Origin of the sequence: Micromonospora ferruginea, from assembly GCF_013694245.2 — a bacterium.
Classification (GTDB): Bacteria; Actinomycetota; Actinomycetes; order Mycobacteriales; family Micromonosporaceae; genus Micromonospora; species Micromonospora robiginosa.
The window spans coordinates 1,136,957-1,155,302 of record NZ_CP059322.2 but is presented as its reverse complement, the minus strand read 5'-3'; the positions used below and the strand labels follow the sequence as shown (position 1 = coordinate 1,155,302).

The 18,346-nt window shown below is 72.7% G+C and carries 7 protein-coding genes and 2 pseudogenes; 6 read left to right on the top strand and 3 right to left on the bottom strand.

The window, feature by feature from the left end; genetic code table 11:
* Positions 1-166: 166 nt before the first annotated feature.
* The gene (locus H1D33_RS05130; RefSeq protein ID WP_181569156.1) at positions 167-3,256 is read right to left on the bottom strand and encodes a discoidin domain-containing protein; all 3,090 of its coding nucleotides are present in this window, start codon (positions 3,254-3,256) and stop codon (positions 167-169) included.
* 209 nt (positions 3,257-3,465) lie between these two features.
* On the opposite strand from H1D33_RS05130, the pseudogene H1D33_RS05125 reads away from it, so the two are divergent.
* Positions 3,466-4,791 (top strand): annotated as a pseudogene (locus H1D33_RS05125) (beta-1,3-glucanase family protein); the annotation flags it as partial.
* 136 nt (positions 4,792-4,927) lie between these two features.
* On the opposite strand, the gene H1D33_RS05120 reads toward H1D33_RS05125, so the two are convergent.
* On the bottom strand, positions 4,928-6,493 hold the full coding sequence (locus H1D33_RS05120) for a chitinase (RefSeq protein ID WP_181569158.1): 1,566 nt from the start codon (positions 6,491-6,493) through the stop codon (positions 4,928-4,930).
* Between the two features lie 201 nt (positions 6,494-6,694).
* Here H1D33_RS05120 and H1D33_RS05115 point away from each other — a divergent pair, with 201 nt between their 5' ends.
* The 5 genes and pseudogenes from H1D33_RS05115 to H1D33_RS30260 form a co-directional block, all read left to right on the top strand.
* Complete coding sequence (locus H1D33_RS05115; protein ID WP_307755350.1) at positions 6,695-7,966, top strand: chitinase; 1,272 nt, start codon at positions 6,695-6,697, stop codon at positions 7,964-7,966.
* 19 nt (positions 7,967-7,985) lie between these two features.
* A complete protein-coding gene (locus tag H1D33_RS05110) occupies positions 7,986-9,167 on the top strand; it encodes a carbohydrate-binding protein (RefSeq protein WP_307755349.1) in 1,182 nt (393 codons plus the stop codon).
* Positions 9,168-9,320: 153 nt separating this feature from the next.
* Positions 9,321-12,410, top strand: coding sequence for a non-ribosomal peptide synthetase (locus H1D33_RS05105; RefSeq protein WP_181569160.1), 3,090 nt, complete (start codon positions 9,321-9,323; stop codon positions 12,408-12,410).
* The gene (locus H1D33_RS05100) at positions 12,407-17,986 is read left to right on the top strand and encodes a non-ribosomal peptide synthetase/MFS transporter (protein WP_181569161.1); all 5,580 of its coding nucleotides are present in this window, start codon (positions 12,407-12,409) and stop codon (positions 17,984-17,986) included. Before H1D33_RS05105 ends, H1D33_RS05100 begins: the two co-directional genes overlap by 4 nt.
* Positions 17,983-18,264: pseudogene (locus H1D33_RS30260) on the top strand (AMP-binding protein); the annotation flags it as partial. The gene H1D33_RS05100 and the pseudogene H1D33_RS30260, both read left to right, overlap by 4 nt.
* Here H1D33_RS30260 and H1D33_RS05095 read toward each other — a convergent pair.
* Positions 18,189-18,344 carry a hypothetical protein gene (locus tag H1D33_RS05095; RefSeq protein WP_220138811.1) on the bottom strand — a complete coding sequence of 52 codons (156 nt, stop codon included), beginning with the start codon at positions 18,342-18,344 and terminating at the stop codon, positions 18,189-18,191. The pseudogene H1D33_RS30260 and the gene H1D33_RS05095 overlap by 76 nt on opposite strands.
* Positions 18,345-18,346 lie beyond the last annotated feature (2 nt).

Genomic DNA, 18,346 nt, shown 5'->3' with positions numbered 1-18,346 from the left:
GACCCGGGTCAGTGGGGAACGGGAGGTGTCATGGTCGCGTTCGGCCACGACGGCAGTTACCCGCCCTCCTGCCCGCGAATCACCCCCGACGGGTGACGGCCGGAGCGACTGTCGACCTCCACCGCGTCCGGGTGGGGTCCGCAGCGGCGGACCCCACCCCCGTCCCTCAGAAGCCGGTCAGCCCGGCGCCGTACGGGTAGAGCGGGTTGCCGTAGGTGGTCGCCGGCGGCTGGTCGGCGCCGATCGAGGCCCGGATCTGGGTCCGCTCGGCCGCGCTCGCACCGAGGTCGTACGGCAGGTCCCACGCCTCGACCGCGTCGGCCGGCGTGTCGGTGCCGCCGGGGCGCAGCACGTCGGAGAGGGTGCGGGGCAACTGCCAGGGCAGTTTGCCGCGCGGCTGGTAGTCACCGAAGAGCAGGCCGGCCAGGGCCGGACCCATCTCCTCGCCGCCCCGGTAGGTGACCACGATCGCGCTGGCCAGGTCCCGCCACTCGGTGATGACGTAGGGCCGCGGCAGGACCAGCGCCACCACCACCGGGACGCCCCGGGCCCGGAACTTCTGGATCACCGCGAGCTGCTCCGGCGGCAGGTAGGGCTGCTCCTTCGGCCAGTTCGTCGCGTGCGTGTAGGAAGCCTCGCCGACCGCCACGACCGCCAGCTTCGGGTTCGGGCTGTCGTCCTGGTGGACGGTCACCCCGGCCTGCGCGGCCCGGGTCCGGACCGCGTCCAGGATCGTCTGCGACCCGTACTCGGCGTGGAAGAAGCTGGTCCACACGCAGCAGGAGCCGCCGTCGGCCGCGCGCGGGCCGGCGACCACGATGTCGTCACCGGCGTTCAGCCGTATCGGCAGCGTGCCGGCGTCGTTCTTCAGCAGCGTCATCGCCTCCCGCGCGGCCTGGTTGGCCAGCGCCGTGTAGGCGGGCTGGTGGAAGCGGTACGGGCCGTTGACCGGATCGCCGTACGGGGCCTCGAAGATGCCGAGCTGGAACTTCACCCGCAGCACCCGCCGGACCGCGTCGTCGATCCGCGACGCCGGCACGTTCGCCACGAAGTCGGCGATCGAGAAGCCGGCCGCGCCCGGGTCGGCGCCGCCCATCACGTCGGAGCCGGCCTTCGCCGCGCCGATCCAGGACCCCGACGGCAGCCAGTCGGTGGTGATCAGACCCTGGTATCCGAGATTCTGACGCAGGTAGGCGAGGATCTTGGCGCTGTCGCCGGCGCCGGGGCCGCCCGGATCGAGCAGCGAGCTGCCCGCGTACCCGGGCATGATGTTGACCGCGCCCGCCTCCATCGCCGCGCGGAACGGGATCATGTGGTACTTGATCGTCACGTCGTCGTAGACGATCAGGGCCTCCCCGCCCGCGCCCTCGCCCGGCCAGTGCTTGACCGTCGCGAGCACCGAGCGCGGGTTCAGCTCCGGGCCGCCCTGCAGGCCGGCCACCAGCGCACGGACCTGGGCGGCGGCGACCTGCGCGTTCTCGCCGTTGCCCTCCTGGATACGCGGGTAGATCACCTTCGTGCCGACCTCGGCCAGCGGACCGAGGACGCCGCGCGTGCCCACCTCCAACTGCTCCCGACGCTGCACGTCGCCGAGCTGGTGGTCGAGTGGGTAGTTCTTCGCGGCGGCCAGCGCGCTCTGCATCGGGTAGGTCGTCTGGTAGCCGTGGATGGTGTCCCCCGCCGAGACGAACGGGATGCCCAGCCGGGTGCCGGCCGAGGCGAGCAGTTGCTGGTGCAGGTCCGCCGCCTGCGCCGGGCCGAAGTGCCACCCCGACCGGGGGTACGCCTGCGCGTTGTAGAACAACTGGTACGCCTTCTCCTCCGGCGTCATCCGCGCGAGCAGGTCGTCCACCCGGGACTGGACCGGCAGCCGCCAGTTCTCGTACGGCTCGATGGCGCCGTCACGGTTGAGGTCGCGGGCGCCGGCGACCACGCCGATCCCGTCGGCGACGCTCTCCAGCGTGGGCAGGTAGACGCTGAAGCGCCTGACGGTCGAGGTGACCGGGGTGCCGCCGACCGTGGTGACGTACCACTGGTAGGTCCAGCGGTCCGGCAGGTCCCAGGTGGGCGTGTAGGACGTGCCGGTCGGCTCGGCGACCTTGGTGTAGAGGTCGAGCAGGTTGCCGGCGGCGGTGAAGTCGTAGTCGGTACGGCTGATGTTGATCCACACCTGGTAGCGGGTCGCGCCGGCGACCGCCGCCCAGCTCAGCGTGGGTCGGCGGGTGGTGGTGACCATCGCCGCGTCGGCCGGTGCGGTGAGCGCGAACTGGTCGCGGGTCGCGGGCGGCCGGGTGGGGCCGGAGAGCAGCGGCGCGGTGGTGGCGGTGTCGTCGACGCTGCCGTACGCCTGCAGCTCCCACAGCGAGTAGCCGTAGCCGGTGGCCCGGGTGGTGCCGTAGAGGCGCAGGTAGCGGCCGGTGCCGGTGACGGTGAGCTGTTCGGTGCCGCCGCGACCGGTGGTGGTGGCGTAGATCGTGGTCCAGGTGGCGCCGTCGGAGGACGTCTCCAGCCGGTAGCCGGTGGCGTAGGCGGCCTCCCAGGTGAGCACCACCCGGTTGATCGTGGCGACGCCGCCGAAGTCGATGCGGAGCCACTGCGGGTCGCTGCCGAACTGGCTCGACCAGCGGGTGGTGCTCCGGCCGTCGAGCGCGGCGGCGGGCGCGTTGCCGCCCTCCCACGAGGAGGCGGCGACCTGCCGGAACTCCGAGATCGGCCGGCCGCTGGGCGGCGGGGTGGTGCCGATGCTGCCGAAGACCTTGAACTCCCAGAGCGAGTACCCGTATCCGGTGGCCCGGGTCGTGCCGTACAGCCGCACGTACCGACCGGTGCCGGTGACCGCGAGGGTCTGGGTGCCGCCGGTGCCGGCGGTGGTGGTGTGGATCGTGGTCCAGGGTCCGGACGGCGCGGACGCCACCTGGATCTGGAACGCGGTCGCGTAGGCCGCCTCCCAGACGAGCTGCACCTGGTCGACGGTGGCGGTCGCGCCGAGGTCGACCTGGAGCCACTGCGGGTCGGCGAAGGCGCTCGACCACCGGGTCCCGGCGTCACCGTCGGTGGCGGCGGCGGCCGGCGTGCCCGCGCTCTCGGTCGACGAGGCGGTGGTCGGACGTCCCTGCGAGATCAGCGGTCCGGCCGCGCCGGCGGCCGGGCCGGGCACGACGAGGTAGGTGACGAGGAGGGCGAGCAGCGCCAGCGCCACGGCCGCCGGGCGGTGCCGGCGGCGCACGGGTGCGGGCAGCGGTGGTGTCGCGGGCATGCGTGGCTCCCGGATGGTGGTGGTGGGGACCGTGCGGAGAGAGCGCCCTCGAATCCAGCGTCATCGACGTTCTTCGTTGAAGTCAATGACGCGCGGAAAGTCCGGAATAGATCATGGCGCGCGAGTTCTCCTTGACAGCGCCCGCGATGCGGGTCCACTCTCGGTGACCGAGAGAGCGCCCTCCGTCGGATCCGCCGAAGGAGGGTTCCATGTCCCGTACCCCACCCGTCCCGCACCCGCTCGCACCGGCCCGTCCCGGGCGTCGGTGGCTCGCCGCCGCGACCGCCCTCACCCTGCTCGCCGGCGGCATGCTCGCCGACGCCGTCTCGGCCGGCGCCGCCTCGTCGGTCGCCGCCTGCGGCGGCAACGTGGCAGCCGGCCGGCCCGCGGTCGCCTCGTCCACCGAGAGCGCCGCCTTCCCGGCGTCGGCCGCCGTCGACGGCAACACCGGCACCCGGTGGTCGAGCGCCTTCGCCGATCCGCAGTGGCTGCGGATCGACCTCGGCGCCACGCAGGACGTCTGCCAGGTCACCCTCCGGTGGGAGGCCGCGTACGCGGTCGCCTTCCAGATCCAGGTGGCCGCCGCCGCCGACGGTCCGTGGACCACCGTCCACTCGACCACCACCGGCGCCGGCGGCACGCAGACCATCGCGGTCACCGGCAGCGGCCGCTACCTGCGCGTCCAGGGCACCAGCCGGGCCACGCCCTACGGCTACTCGCTCTGGGAGGTGGGGGTCGCCACCACCGGCGGCTCGACGCCACCGCCGACCACCCCGCCGCCGACCGGCGGGTTCTGGGGCGACACGACGAGCATCCCGCCGGCCCGCAACGTGCTCACCGTCAAGGTGCTCAACCGCACCAACGGCCGCTACCCCGACAGCCAGGTCTACTGGAGCTTCAACGGCCAGACCCACTCCGTCGCCGAGCAGCCCTACCTGGACATGCCGGTCAACTCGGCCGGCCGGATGTACTTCCGGCTCGGCTCACCGACCAGCCAGTACAGCGACTTCATCGAGTTCACCGTGGGCACGAACCAGTTCAACGGCAACACCACCAGGGTCGACGCGTTCGCGCTCAAACTGGCGATGCGACTGCACGCCCGCGACGGCTACGACGTCGCGGTCGGCGAGAACGAGGCGACCTTCGCCGAGGACCGCTCGGTGACGTTCCAACGCTTCACCGACGCGGTGCCGACGGAGTTCAAACACCTGGCCGGCATCGAGGCGCCCTACCGGATCCCGGCGCCGGGCAGCTCGCCGCAGTTCCGGGCCGGCGGCCAGTACGCGAACTACTTCACCGCGTACGCCAACTCGGTCGGACTGTCGGCGGCCACGTCGGACATCTTCGGCTGCGCCGGCCGGTTCGCCGGTGACCCGACCGGCTGCGCGGCGCTGAACCGGCACACCGCCCAGTTGCCCCGGACGCAGTGGGAGGACCCGAGCCGCTTCTACCAGCAGTCACCGGCCAACTGGTACGCGAAGTTCTGGCACGACCGCGCCATCAACGGCCGCGCCTACGGCTTCCCGTACGACGACGTCGCCGACCAATCGTCGTTCGTCTCGCACGGCGATCCGCAGTGGTTGGTCGTCGCCGTCGGCTGGTGACCGGGTGACGGTTCCGGAACCGCCCGTGCGGTTCCGGAACCGTCCACGGCCGACGTGGGAGGGCCGGTCAGGGCAGCGCCTTGAGGAAGGGGCCGTGGTTGAGCCGGAACTCCCAGGAGTAGAAGCGGTCCCAGTTGATCGACCAGGTCATCAGCCCTCGGAAGGCGGGGTTGGTGCCGCTGCGGGGGGTGTATCCACCGCAGTTCTGGCCCCGGACGAGGCAGGTCACCGCCTGCTGCACACCGACCGGGGCGAGGTAGCCGTTGCCGGCACTGGTGGAGGAGGGCGCGCCGAACGCGACCTGGTCCTCGCGCAGCGCGGGGAACACGGCGTTGGCGTTCCCCGCGACGGGGAAGCCGGCCAGCAGCATGTCGGTCATCGCGATGTGGAAGTCGGCGCTGCCCATGGTGTGGTACTGGCCGTCGAGCCCGACGATGGGGCCGGAGTTGTAGTCCTGGACGTGCAGGACGGTGAGGATGTCGCGCAGCGCGTGGATCACCGGCAGGTAGGAACCGGCGCGGGGGTCCTGACCGCCCCACGGGCCCGAGCCGTAGAACTGGTAGCCGAGCTGCACGAAGAACGTCTCCGGGGCCATGGTGAGCACGAAGCCGGCACCGTAGCGTTGCTTGAGGGTGCGGATCGCCGAGATCAGGTTCACCACGACCGGGGTGGTCGGGTTGCGGAAGTCGGTGTCGCCGGTGTCGAGGTAGAGGGAGTGGCCCTCGAAGTCGATGTCCAGGCCGTCGAGGCCGTACCGGTCGATGATCGCCGACACCGAGCGGACGAAGGTGTCCCGGGCGGCGGTCGTGGTGAGCTGGACCTGCCCGTTCTGGCCGCCGATGGACAGCAGCACCTTCTTGCCCTGCTGCTGCTTGGCGCGGATCGCGGCGGTGAACTGGGCCTCGGTCTCGACGGTGGGGCATTCGGCGACGGGGCAGAGCTGGAAGCGGATGTCGCCGGAGGTGACGGAGGTGGGTTCGCCGAAGGCGAGGTTGATGACGTCCCAGTCCGCGGGCACGTCGGCCATCCGCAGGTATCCGGCGCCGTTGGCGAAGCTGGTGTGCAGGTAGCCGATCAGGGCGTGCTTGGGCAGCCCGGTGTTCGGCGGGCTGGTGGGCGGCGGAGTCGTCGGTGGCGGCGTGCTCGGCGGCGCGGTGGTGGGCGGCGCCGTGGTGGGCGGCGCGGTCGTGGGCGGCGCCGTGGTGGGTGGCGCCGTGGTGGGCGGTGTGCCGCCGCCGCACGGCGCGCCGTTCAGGGTGCAGTCGGTGGGCAGGCCGGAGCCGGTGACCAGGAAGCCGAACGACGCCGACGCGCCGGGGGCCAAGGTGCCGTTCCAGGAGCGGTTGGTGAAGGTGTGCCGCTGCCCGACGCTGGTGACCGTGGCGTCCCAGTACGAGCCGAGGGTGGTGCCCGCCGGCAGCGTGAAGGCGACCTGCCAGCCGGTGATCGTGCTCGATCCCCCGTTGGTGACGGTGTAGCGACCCTCCCAGCCGGTGCCCCAGTCGGAGGTCTTGGTGAACGCGGCCGTCGGGCCGGCGGCCAGCGCCGGGCCGGCGAGGGCCAGGGTCGCCGCGGCGGCGGTGAGCAGGGCCGCCAGGGCGGCCAGGAACGGTGTTCGGAATCTGCGCGCCATCCGGTCCTCCCGAGGGGTGCCCGACCGAGGGGTATCGACGGGAGGCTAATTATTAGGTTTGTTAACTGAACTTGTCCAGAGGCGAACCGGCGGGCGCCACCGGCAAAAATTCAGGTCGGTCTAACTCTGGACCTTTACTGTTAACACTCCTAATAATGGGGCCCCGGCTCCGCTCCGATCCGATCCGGAAGGCCCACCCCCATGCGCCGCCCCGCCCTCCTCGCCCTCGCCGCCGTGCTCGCCGCCGGTGGCACCTCCGTCTACCTGGCGACGTCCGCCTCCGCGGCCGCCGCCTGCTACCCCACCTGGTCGTCGTCCGCCGTGTACGTCGGCGGCGGCCAAGCCTCCTACCAGGGCGTCAACTACCAGGCCAAGTGGTGGACCCAGAACGACAACCCGGCCACGCACAGCGGCCAGTGGGACGTCTGGGCCAACCAGGGCGCCTGCGGCGGCACCACCCCGCCGCCGACCACGACGCCCCCGACCACGACGCCGCCCACCACGCGACCCCCGACCACCCCGCCACCCACGACCACCCCACCGCCCACCACCGCGCCGCCGACCGGCAGCGGCCAACTGCCGAAGCACTTCCTCACCGGGTACTGGCAGAACTTCGACAACCCGGCCCGGGAGATCCGACTCCGGGACGTCCCGGCCGCCTACGACCTGGTCGCGGTCGCGTTCGCCGACGCGACGAGCACGCCCGGCGCGGTCTCCTTCGGCATCGACGCCGGCCTGAGCGCCTCGCTCGGCGGCTACACCGACGCCGACTTCAAGAGCGACGTCGCCGTCCTGCACTCGCGGGGCAAGAAGGTCGTCATCTCGGTCGGCGGTGAGCGCGGCACCGTCTCGGTCGCCAGCGCCGGCGCCGCCACCAACTTCGCCAACTCGATCGTCGGCCTCATCGGCACCTACGGGTTCGACGGCGTCGACATCGACCTGGAGAACGGCGTCAACGCGACGTACATGGCTCAGGCGCTGCGCGACATCCGCAGCCGGACGAGCGCCAACCTGATCATCACGATGGCGCCGCAGACCATCGACATGCAGAGCACGGGCGCCCAGTACTTCCAGTTGGCCTTGAACATCAAGGACATCCTGACCGTCGTCCACACCCAGTTCTACAACTCCGGCGCGATGCTCGGCTGCGACAACACCGCCGCGTACGGCCAGGGATCGGTCAACTTCCTCGTCGCGCTCGCCTGCATCCAACTCGAGAACGGACTCCGGCCGGACCAGGTGTCCCTCGGGTTGCCGGCCGCCCCGAGCGCCGCCGGTGGCGGCTACGTCAACCCCTCGGTGGTCAACCAGGCCCTCGACTGCCTCGCCTACGGCACCAACTGCGGCTCGTTCCGGCCGCCGCGCACCTACCCCGGCATCCGTGGCGCCATGACGTGGTCCGTCAACTGGGACGTCACCAACGGCAACGGCTTCGCCGACACCATCCGCCCCCACCTCACCACCCTGCCCTGAACCCCCACAGGAGAGCGTCATGAAACTCAGGCAGAAGATCCTGTCCCTGGCCGCCGTCACGGTCACCGCCACCGCGATCGCCGTCCTCCCGATGACCACGTCGAGCGCGGCCGCGGCCTGCTACCCGGCCTGGTCGGCGTCCCAGGTCTACGTCGGCGGTGGCCAGTCGTCGTACCAGGGCGTCAACTACCAGGCCAAGTGGTGGACCCAGAACGAGAACCCGGCCACCCACAGCGGCCAGTGGGACGTCTGGGCCAACCAGGGCGCCTGCGGCGGCGGCACCACCCCCACCACCCCGCCGCCCACCGGCCCGACCAACCCGCCGCCGGGCGGCAAGATGGCCGCCGCGCCCTACGTCTACCCCGGCTGGGGCAACCCGCCGGCGCCCTCCACCATCACCGGCCAGGGCGTACGCGCGTTCACCGTCGCGTTCGTGCTGGCGAACGGCTGCAACCCGGTCTGGGACGGTGAGGGCGGCCTGACCGGCGGCGTCCACGAGTCCTGGATCAACCAGGCCAAGGCGGCCGGCGCGAGCATCGTCCCGTCGATCGGCGGCTGGCAGGGCAACAAGCTCGGCCCGAACTGCGCCACCCCGGAAGCCCTCGCCGGCGCCTACCAGAAGGTCATCAACACCTTCAACCTCAAGGCGATCGACATCGACATCGAGAACTACGACGAGTTCGAGAACTACACGGTCGCCGACCGCATCGTCAGCGCCCTGGGCATCATCAAGCGCAACAACCCGGGCGTCACCACGATCCTGACCTTCGGTACGACCACGACCGGGCCCAACGTGCACGGCATCCGGCTGATCAACCAGGCCCGGGCGCTGAACGCCAACGTCGACATCTTCACGATCATGCCGTTCGACTTCGGCGGCGGCGCCGACATGTACACCAGCACCCGCAACGCGGCCGAGGGCCTGAAGAACCAACTGAAGTCCACGTTCGGCTGGAACGACCAGACGGCGTACGCCCACATGGGCATCTCCGGCATGAACGGCCTCTCCGACCAGCAGGAGGTGACCACGCCGGAGACCTGGACGCGCATCCGCGACTACGCCCGGAACAGCGGCCTCGCCCGCTTCACCTTCTGGGCGGTGAACCGCGACCGCGGCTGCGCCGGCGGCGGCGTGGTCTCCACCTGCAGCGGCATCGCCCAGAGCGACTGGGAGTTCAGCCGGATCTCCGCCGGCTTCTGAGCAGTGCCACGGCGAGCGGTAGGCATGTCGATGCGCCTACCGCTCGCCGTGGCCTCCGACCAGCCCGAACACGTAATTGTTAAGACTATTGCCAATAACGCGGGCCGAATCTAGGGTTAGGCGTCACACAGCGGGTGATCATGGAGGGCTGCCGTGGACGACCCGACGCTCACACCCGTCTCGCCCGGTCAGGAACGTCTGTGGTTCCTGCACCGCCTGACGGCCGGCGAGCCGACCCACCACATCAGCGTCGTCAGCCGGCTGGCCGGCGCGCTCGATCGCACCGCCCTCACGGCCGCCTACGACGCGGTGACGACCCGACACGAATCGCTGCGCACCGCCTTCGTCGACCTCGACGGCACGCCGAGGCAACGCGTGCTGCCGCCCCGGCCGACCACGATCGCCGAGATCGACCTGAGGCACCTCCCCCCGGCCGAACGTGAGACCGCCGCGCAGACGCGACTCGACGCCGCCGTCCGCGAACCCTTCGACCTCGCCGACGGTCACCTGCTGCGGGCGATCCTGCTCCGCCTCGACGACGAGGACCACCTCCTCGCCACCGTCGTGCACCACATCGTCGCCGACGGCTGGTCCACCAACCTGCTCTACCGCGACCTCGCCCTGGCCTACAACGGCCAGCCACTCGCGCCACCTCCCCGGCCGTACACCGAAGTGGTGCGCGACCGGCACTCCCGGGCGACCGACCCCGAGGTACGCGAATACTGGCGCGAGGCACTCGCCGACCCGCCGGTCCTGGACCTGCCGACCGACCGGCCCCGCCCGGCCGAGCGCGGCTCCGACGCCGGCGCGGTCGAGTTCCGCGTGCCGGCCGCCACCGTGCGGGCCGTACGTGACCTCGCCATCGAGCTTCGCTGCACCCCCTTCATGGTCCTCATGGCCGTCTACCAGCTCCTGCTCGCGCAGCGCAGCGGCGCCGACGACATCTGCGTCGGCACACCGGTCGCCGGCCGGGACGACGTCGACCTCGAAGACGTCGTCGGCTACCTCAGCGACGTCGTGGTCATCCGGGGTGACCTGTCCGGAGAGCCCACCGCGCGCGAGCTGATCCGCCGCACCCGCACCGCCCTCATGGGCGCTCTCACGCACCAGGGCATCCCCTTCGAACAGCTCGTCGCGGACCTCGACCTGCCCCGGGACGCCAGCCGCAACGCCCTCTTCCAGACCACTTTCACGCTGCACTCCACCCTCGACGTCGCCACCACCACGGTCGACGAGTTCGCCGCGCTCGCGGTGACCCCCCACCGCACCCCACCCCCGGGCATCGCGGTCGACCTGGCACTCGAAGCCACCGTCGTCGGCGACGCTGTCGACGCCGTCCTCGTCTACCGCGCCGACCTGTTCACGGCGTCGACCGTCGAGCGGCTCGCCGCCGCGTACACCGACCTTCTCGCGGCCGTCACCGCCGAACCCGACCTCCCCCTGCACCGGCTGCCGCTGGTCGACGCCGCCACCCGGGAGCGGCTCCTCGTCGCCGGCGCCGGTCCCCCGCTCGACACCGCCGCCCGCGCCGGTGACCTCGTCGCCCGCACCGCCGCCGCCCGCCCATGGGCCGTCGCGATGATCAGCGGCGACGAACGCGTCTCCTACGCCGACCTGATCGACGCCGCGGACGGCTACGCGCGTCGGCTGCACGCCGAGGGCGTGCGACCGGGCGACCTCGTCGCCGTCAGCCTCCCGCGCGGCCCGCATCTCGTCGCGGCGTTGCTCGGCACGTGGCGGGCGGGCGCCGGCTACGTCCCGCTCGACCCCGACCTGCCACCGGCCCGGCACGCCGCCCTCGCCGCCGAGGCCGGCGTCACCGCCGTCGTCGACCCCACCGGCGTCCACCGCCGCGCACCCCGGCGGCGGACGGTCGCCCCCGAGACCGCGTACGCGCTGTTCACCTCCGGCTCCACCGGGCAGCCGAAGGCGGTCACCGTCGGGCACGCCGCGCTCGCCGACCGGGTGGCCTGGATGGTCCCCGCATACGAACTCGGCGCCGACGACCACATGGTGCAGTTCGCCTCCATCGGATTCGACACCCACGCCGAGGAGATCTGGCCGACGCTGGTCGCCGGCGGCACCCTGGTCCTACTGCCCGACGGACCGGCCACCCTCCCGGACGTGCTCGCCGCCAATCCCCAGGTGACCGTCCTCGACCTGCCGACCGCCTACTGGCAGGCGCTGCTCGACGTCGTCACCGCCTGGCCGCCGGCGCTACGCCTGGTCATCCTCGGTGGTGAGCAGGTCGACGCCGGCGCCGTCGCCGCCTGGCGCGATCGGCACGGCGACCGGGTGCGGCTCGTCAACACCTACGGCCCCACCGAGGCGACGATCATCGCCACGGCGATCGACCTCGACGCCGACGACGCGCACCGACGCCCGCCGATCGGCCGCCCCGTCGGCGGAGTACGCGCCTACGTCCTCGACCGGCACGGACGGCTCGTCGCCCCCGGGACCGTCGGCGAGCTCTGCCTCGCCGGAGCGGGACTCGCCGACGGATACCTCGGTCGCCCCGACCTGACCGACCAGCGCTTCCGGCCCGACCCCTACGGAGAGGGACTGCTCTACCGCACCGGCGACCGGGCCCGCTGGCGTGGCGACCTCGACCGCGATCCGGTGCTGGAGTTCGCCGGACGCCTGGACCGCCAGCTCAAGGTCCGTGGCGTCCGCGTCGAGCCCGGTGAGGTCGAGTCGGTCCTCGCCGGGCACCCCGACGTCGTCCAGGCCGTCGTCGTGGCCCGCGACGACGCCCTCGTCGCCTACGTGGCCGGCCGGGTCGAGGCGGACGCCGTGCGCGAACACGCCGCCGGTCTGCTGCCGGCGCTGTTCGTCCCCACCAGCATCGTGACGCTGCCGTCGCTGCCGCTGACCCGTAACGGGAAGGTCGACCTCGCCGCCCTGCCCGCCCCGCACCTGACGGCCCGGACGCTCACCTCGGCCCCGCCGGCCACGGACGCCGAACTTCTCGTCGCCCGCATCTGGTCGACGCTGCTGCGGGTGGAGGACATCGGCGTGGGCGACGACTTCTTCGCCATCGGCGGGCACTCGTTGCTCGCCACGCGCGTCATCGCCCGGCTGCGCGCCGCGATCGGCGTCGACCTGCCCATCCGAACCCTGTTCGCCCGGCCGACGCTTGGCGCGTTCGCCACCGCGGTCGAGGACGCGCTCGCCGCGGAGCTGGCCGAGCTGACCGACGAGGACGCCCTGGCCCTGCTCGCGCAGACCGGACCCGCGCGATGACCGCCACCGCGGAGCCGCGCCCCGCGCTCTCCGATGCCAAACGTTCCCTGCTCGCCGCCCGCCTGCGCGCCGCCGCGGCCGGCACCGATGCCAACGCTCCGGCCGTGACGCCCCGCCCGCCCGGCACGCCCACTCCGCTCTCGTACGCGCAGGAACGGCTCTGGTTCATGGAGCAGTTCGCGCCGGGCACCGCGGCGTACACCATCCCGGTCGTGCTGCGCATCCACGGCGACGTCGACGCGGAGGTCCTGGCCCGGGCACTGGGGCGTGTCGTCGCGCGCCACGAGAGCCTGCGCATGCGGATCACGGCCACCGACACCGGTGAGCCGGTCGTCCACGTCGACCCACCCCTGCCGGTGCCGCTGCCCGTACTCGACGTCGACCACGGCGGCGACGAGCGGGACCACCTGGTGCACGCGTTGCTGCACGAACGCCTGGCGCAGCCGTTCGACCTGACCACCGGTCCGCTGCTGCGGGCCGCGCTGGTGCGGATCCGGCCGGGCGAGTGCGCGCTGATGCTCGCGGTGCACCACATCGCCTGCGACGGGTGGTCCGTGGACCTGCTCGCCAACGAGGTGGTCGCCTGGTACGACGCGTACGCCACCGGGGCGCCCGACCCGCTGGCGGCCCCACCGGTCCAGTACGGCGACTTCGCCGTGTGGCAACGTGCCCGACTGGCCGCCGACGGCCACGAGCGGGACCTGGCGTACTGGCGGTCGAAGCTCGCCGGGCTCGGGCCCCTGGAGCTGCCCACCGACCGGCCCCGACCGGCCCAGCAGACCTTCGACGGCGCGGGCTACGGCGTCACCCTCGACGGCGCGCTCGTCGAGGAACTGACCCGGCTCGGCCGCGCCCATGGCGCCACCCTCTACATGACGCTGCTCACCGCCTACGCCGCGGTGCTGGTCCGGCACAGCCGCTGCGACGACTTCGCGATCGGCACCCCGTCGGCGGGTCGGCCCGCGGCGGAGCTGGAACCGCTGATCGGCATGTTCGTCAACATGCTGACCATGCGGATCGACAGCTCCGGCGCGCCGACGTTCGCACAGCTGCTGGCACGCGTCCGCGAGACCACCCTGGACGCCTACGCGCATCAGGACGTGCCGTTCGAACAGGTCGTCACCGACTTCAACCTGCCCCGGGACGTCAGCCGCTCGGCGCTGTTCCAGGTCGTGTTCGCCCTGCAGAACTACGCCGAACCCGGGCGCGAGTCGACGACCGGGCTCCGCGTGGCGCCGTTCGGCGCCCGCGCCGTCGCGACCCGATTCGACCTCGAACTGTCGCTGCTGCAGGGCCCCGACGGTCTCTGGGGTTCCTTCACCTTCAACACCGCGCTGTTCGACACCGACACGATCGCGCGCCTCGCCGAGCACTTCGACGCGCTGCTGCGGGCCGCCGTCACCGATCCCGACCGGCCGCTGAGCCACCTGCTGCGCCTCTCCGCCGCCGAGCGCGACGAGATCCTCTACGCCGCCAACGACACGTACGTCGACTTTTCCGCCCGGGCCACCCTGCACGATCTCATCGAGGAGCAGGTCCGCCGCACCCCCGGCGCGGTCGCGCTGATCGCCGAGGGACGCCATCTGACCTACGCGGACCTGGACGCGGCCGCCAACCGGGTCGCGCACGGTCTGCGAGACCACGGCGCGCGACCCGGAACGCTCGTCGCGGTCTGCGCCGAACGCGGCCCCGCACTCGTCGTCGGGCTGCTCGGCGTCCTCAAGTCGGGAGCGGCCTATCTGCCGCTGGACCCGGAGTACCCGCCCGACCGTCTCGCCTTCATGATCACCGACGCCGCCGTACCGGTCGTCCTCACCACCGCCGCGACGCGTCCGGCCCTGCCCCCGCCGGCCGACGGCGCGCGGACCCCGGAGCCGGTCGTGCTCGACCTCGACGACCCGATGGTGTGGGCGGCCTACCCGGACACCGCTCCGCGGCCGCTTGCCACCGCCGACGACGTCGCCTACGCGATCTACACCTCGGGCTCCACCGGCCGGCCCAAGGGCGTCCTGAACGGCCACCGGGGGATCGTGAACCGGCTGCTCTGGATGCAACGCCGCTACCGCCTCGACACGACCGACGCGGTCCTGCAGAAGACCCCCGCGGGTTTCGACGTGTCGGTGTGGGAGTTCTTCTGGCCGCTGCTGACCGGCGCCCGGCTCGTGCTGGCCCGACCCGGTGGCCACAAGGACGCGGCCTACCTACGCGACCTGATCGTCGCCGAGGGCGTCACGACCACGCACTTCGTACCGTCGATGTTGGCGATGTTCCTCGCCGAGGACGAGATCGAGCGGTGCGCCACCCTGCGGCGGGTCATCTGCAGCGGCGAGGAGCTCCCGGTCGACCTCGCCCAGCGGACCCTGCGGCGGATCCCCCAGGCCGACCTGCACAACCTGTACGGCCCGACCGAGGCCGCGATCGACGTCACCGCCCACCACTGCACCGCCGAGAACCTACGGGGGCGGGCCCGGGTACCGATCGGCACCCCGATCGACAACATGCGGATCCACGTCCTCGACGAGCACGGGCAGCCACAACCGGTCGGCGTACCGGGTGAGCTGCACCTCGCCGGGGTGGGCCTGGCCCACGGCTATCTGCGCCGGCCCGAGCTGACCGGGCAGAAGTTCGTCCCCGACCCCTTCGGCGCCCCGCCCGGCACACCGGCGAGGCCGTGGCCCGACGACCGGCTCTACCGCACCGGCGACCTCGCCAGGCGCCTGCCGGACGGGTCCGTCGACTTCCTGGGCCGAATCGACGGACAGGTCAAGATCCGCGGGCTGCGCATCGAGTTGGGCGAGATCGAGGCCGCCCTGCGCGACCAGCCGGGTGTCGCCGACGCCGCCGTCACGGTCCGCGAGGACCGGCCCGGCGACAAACGCCTCGTCGCGTACGTCACCGGCGGACCACCCGAGGCCGGTGTCCTGCGCGCCGCCCTCAGACGCCGGCTGCCCGACTACATGGTGCCCACGGCGGTGGTGACGCTCGACGGACTGCCGCTGACCCCGAGCGGCAAGCTGGACCGGCGGGCCCTGCCCGCGCCGCCGTCCGGCCGGGGCACGACGGCCGGTCTCGTCGCGCCCCGCACGCCCACCGAACACGTCGTGGCCGACATCTGGAAGCAGGTGCTCGGCGTCGACGCCGTCGGTGTCGACGACGACTTCTTCGACCTCGGCGGCCACTCCCTGCTCGCCACCCAGGTGGTGGCGAGGCTGCGCCGGGCCGTCGGCGCCGGGGTGTCCGTGATGGACCTGTTCAAACACCGCACCGTCGCCGAGTTGGCCGCCCTGGTCGACACTCCGGCGGAGGACCGGGGCCCCCGCGAGCTGCTGCACGAGCTGACCCGGCCGCTGGCCGGGCCCGCCGAGCGGACCCTGGTCTGTGTCCCCTACGGCGGCGGCAGCGCCGTGGTCTACCAACCGCTCGCCGACGCGCTGCCCGAACACCATCGCCTGCTGTCGCTGGCCATCCCCGGTCACGATGTCGGGCTGCAGGAGGAGGCGCTCAGCTTCGACGCGCTCGCGGGCGGCTGCGTGGCGGAGATCATCGCGAGGACCGAGGGGCCGATCGTCCTCTACGGGCACTGCGCCATCGGCTCCGCGCTGATCGTGGAGATCGCCCGGCGGCTCGAGGAGCGCGGGCGGATCCCCGAGGCCGTCTACGTGGGGGCGATGTTCCCCTTCGCCCGCCCGCGCAGCCGGGTGCTGAGCGTGCTGTCGCGGATCGCCGACATGGATCGGCTGCGCTCCGACCGCGCGTACGCCGACTGGCTGACCTCGCTCGGCCTGGACATGGGCGACATCGAGCCGGGCCAGGCCCGCCAGATCATCCGGAACCTGCGTCGCGACACGCACACCGCCGAGCAGTACTACACCCGGTTGCTGCACACCGGCGCCCGGCGGCTGGCCGCCCCGCTGATCACCGTCGCCGGCGACCGCGACCCGGCCACCGAGTACTACTCGGAGCGCTACACCGAGTGGCACGTGGTCGCCGACACCGCGGCCGTCGTCCTCCTGGACGAGGCCGGCCACTTCTACCTCAAGTGGCGCGCCGGCGAGCTGGCGCGGATCCTCACCGAGGTGCACCCGGCGGTGCGCGCGGGCGCCGAGGGCACCCTGCGCCGAGAGGCGCGGGGACCGGACGCCACCTGGTGGGTGCACGGCGCCTCACGGGTCGGCGACCGGCCGGTCCGCACGGGGCCGCCGCCCAGCATGCGCCGGTTCCTCGCCGTCGCGCTCGGGCAGCTCGTCTCCATCCTGGGCTCCACCCTGACCGAGTTCGCCCTGCCGTTGTGGGTGCTCGCCAGCACCGGCTCGCTGCTGAACTTCGCCCTGCTGGCCGTCGTCGGACTCGTGCCGGGGCTGCTCGTCACGCCGCTCGTCGGTGCGATCGTCGACCGCCACAGCCGCCGTGCCGTCATGCTCGCCGGCGACGTGGCCGCCGGCGGCGTCCAGTTGGTCCTCGCCGTCCTGCTCTGGAGCGGCTCCCTGCACGTCTGGCACATCTATCCGCTCGCCGGGTGCCTCTCCGTCGCGCTGGCGTTCCAGCGCCTCGCCTACGGCTCGGCAGTGCCCCAGTTGGTGCCCAAGCAGTATCTCGGGCACGCCAACGGCGTCGTGCAGATGGTGAGCGGCGTCGCCACCACGCTCGCGCCCCTCGCCGCCGCCGGCCTGCTCGCCACGGTCGGGCTGCGCTGGATCCTGGTCCTCGACGTCGCCAGCTACGTCGTCGCGATCGGGCTGGTCGCGGCCATCCGGTTCCCGCGCACGCTGGCCTGGAAGCGCCGCGAGAGCGTCGCGGCGGAGATCGCCGAGGGTTTCCGGTACTCGTGGGGCAACCGGCACTTCCGCGCGATGCTGCTGTTCTTCATGGCGCTCAACGTGTTCCTGTCGCCGCTGTTCATGATGCTGAGCCCGCTGGTGCTGTCGTTCGCCGGCCTGCGCGAGGTCGCGGAGGTCTCCGTGGCGGGCGGCGCCGGAGCGATGCTCGGCGGGCTGGTGATGGCCGTCTGGGGCGGACCGCGGCACCGCCGCCTGTTCACGGTGCTGTGCTGCACACTGGGGCTGGCCGCCTGCTGCGTCGTGATCGGCCTGCGCCCGCAGCTCTGGCTGGTCGCCGCCGGATCGTTCGGCATCTCCCTGTGGCTGGTCCTGCTCAACGGCGTGTACGCGACGATCGTCCAGGTCAAGGTGCCGCAGCGTTTCCACGGCCGGGTCCTGTCCCTCAACACCGTCATCGCCTGGTCGACGCTGCCGGTCGGCTGGACGCTGGTCGGGCCGGTCGGCAGCCACCTGCTCGAACCGCTGATGCAGCCGGGCGGCGCACTCGCCGGCACCGCCGGACGACTGCTCGGGGTCGGCGACGGCCGCGGCACCGGCCTGCTCTACGTGATCCTCGCCGCGGCGATCGCCGCGGTGGTGCTGGTGTCGCTGCGCCGGCCACGGATCGCCACCTTCGACGACGCGGTACCCGACGCCGAGGCCGACGACCTCGTCGGGGTGGCCGCGCTGCGAGGTCGGCTCCCGGCGGCCCCAGCCACGCGACCGGTGGCGGACCCGGACGGGACGGTCCGTCGGTGACGGCGCCGCTGACCGTGCACGGGCTGCTCGCCGGTCGAGCCGCGCTGGAACCCGGGCACGTCGGAATCGAACAGAGCGGCACCACGCTGACCCTGGCCGAGTGGTGGCGGCGTACCGTCTGCGGCGCTGCGGCGCTGCGGGCCGGCGGGGTGCGCCCCGGTGACCGGGTGGCGCTCCTCTACGGCGGGCGCGACTGGCCTGCCTACGCGAGCGCGTACACCGCCACCCTCGCGGCCGGGGCGATCGCCGTGCCCGTCTCCGACCGCAACGCCCCCGCCGAGGTGGCGTACCTGCTCGACGACTGCGGCGCGGCGGCGGTGGTGCACGGCAGCGGCGTGCGCCCACCGTCCGGCGCCACCG

Coding starts and splice junctions, on each gene's coding strand:
- H1D33_RS05130 (WP_181569156.1), bottom strand. CDS start 3,256: ATGCCCGCGACACCACCGCTGCCCGCACCCGTGCGCCGCCGGCACCGC.
- H1D33_RS05120 (WP_181569158.1), bottom strand. CDS start 6,493: ATGGCGCGCAGATTCCGAACACCGTTCCTGGCCGCCCTGGCGGCCCTG.
- H1D33_RS05115 (WP_307755350.1), top strand. CDS start 6,695: ATGCGCCGCCCCGCCCTCCTCGCCCTCGCCGCCGTGCTCGCCGCCGGT.
- H1D33_RS05110 (WP_307755349.1), top strand. CDS start 7,986: ATGAAACTCAGGCAGAAGATCCTGTCCCTGGCCGCCGTCACGGTCACC.
- H1D33_RS05100 (WP_181569161.1), top strand. CDS start 12,407: ATGACCGCCACCGCGGAGCCGCGCCCCGCGCTCTCCGATGCCAAACGT.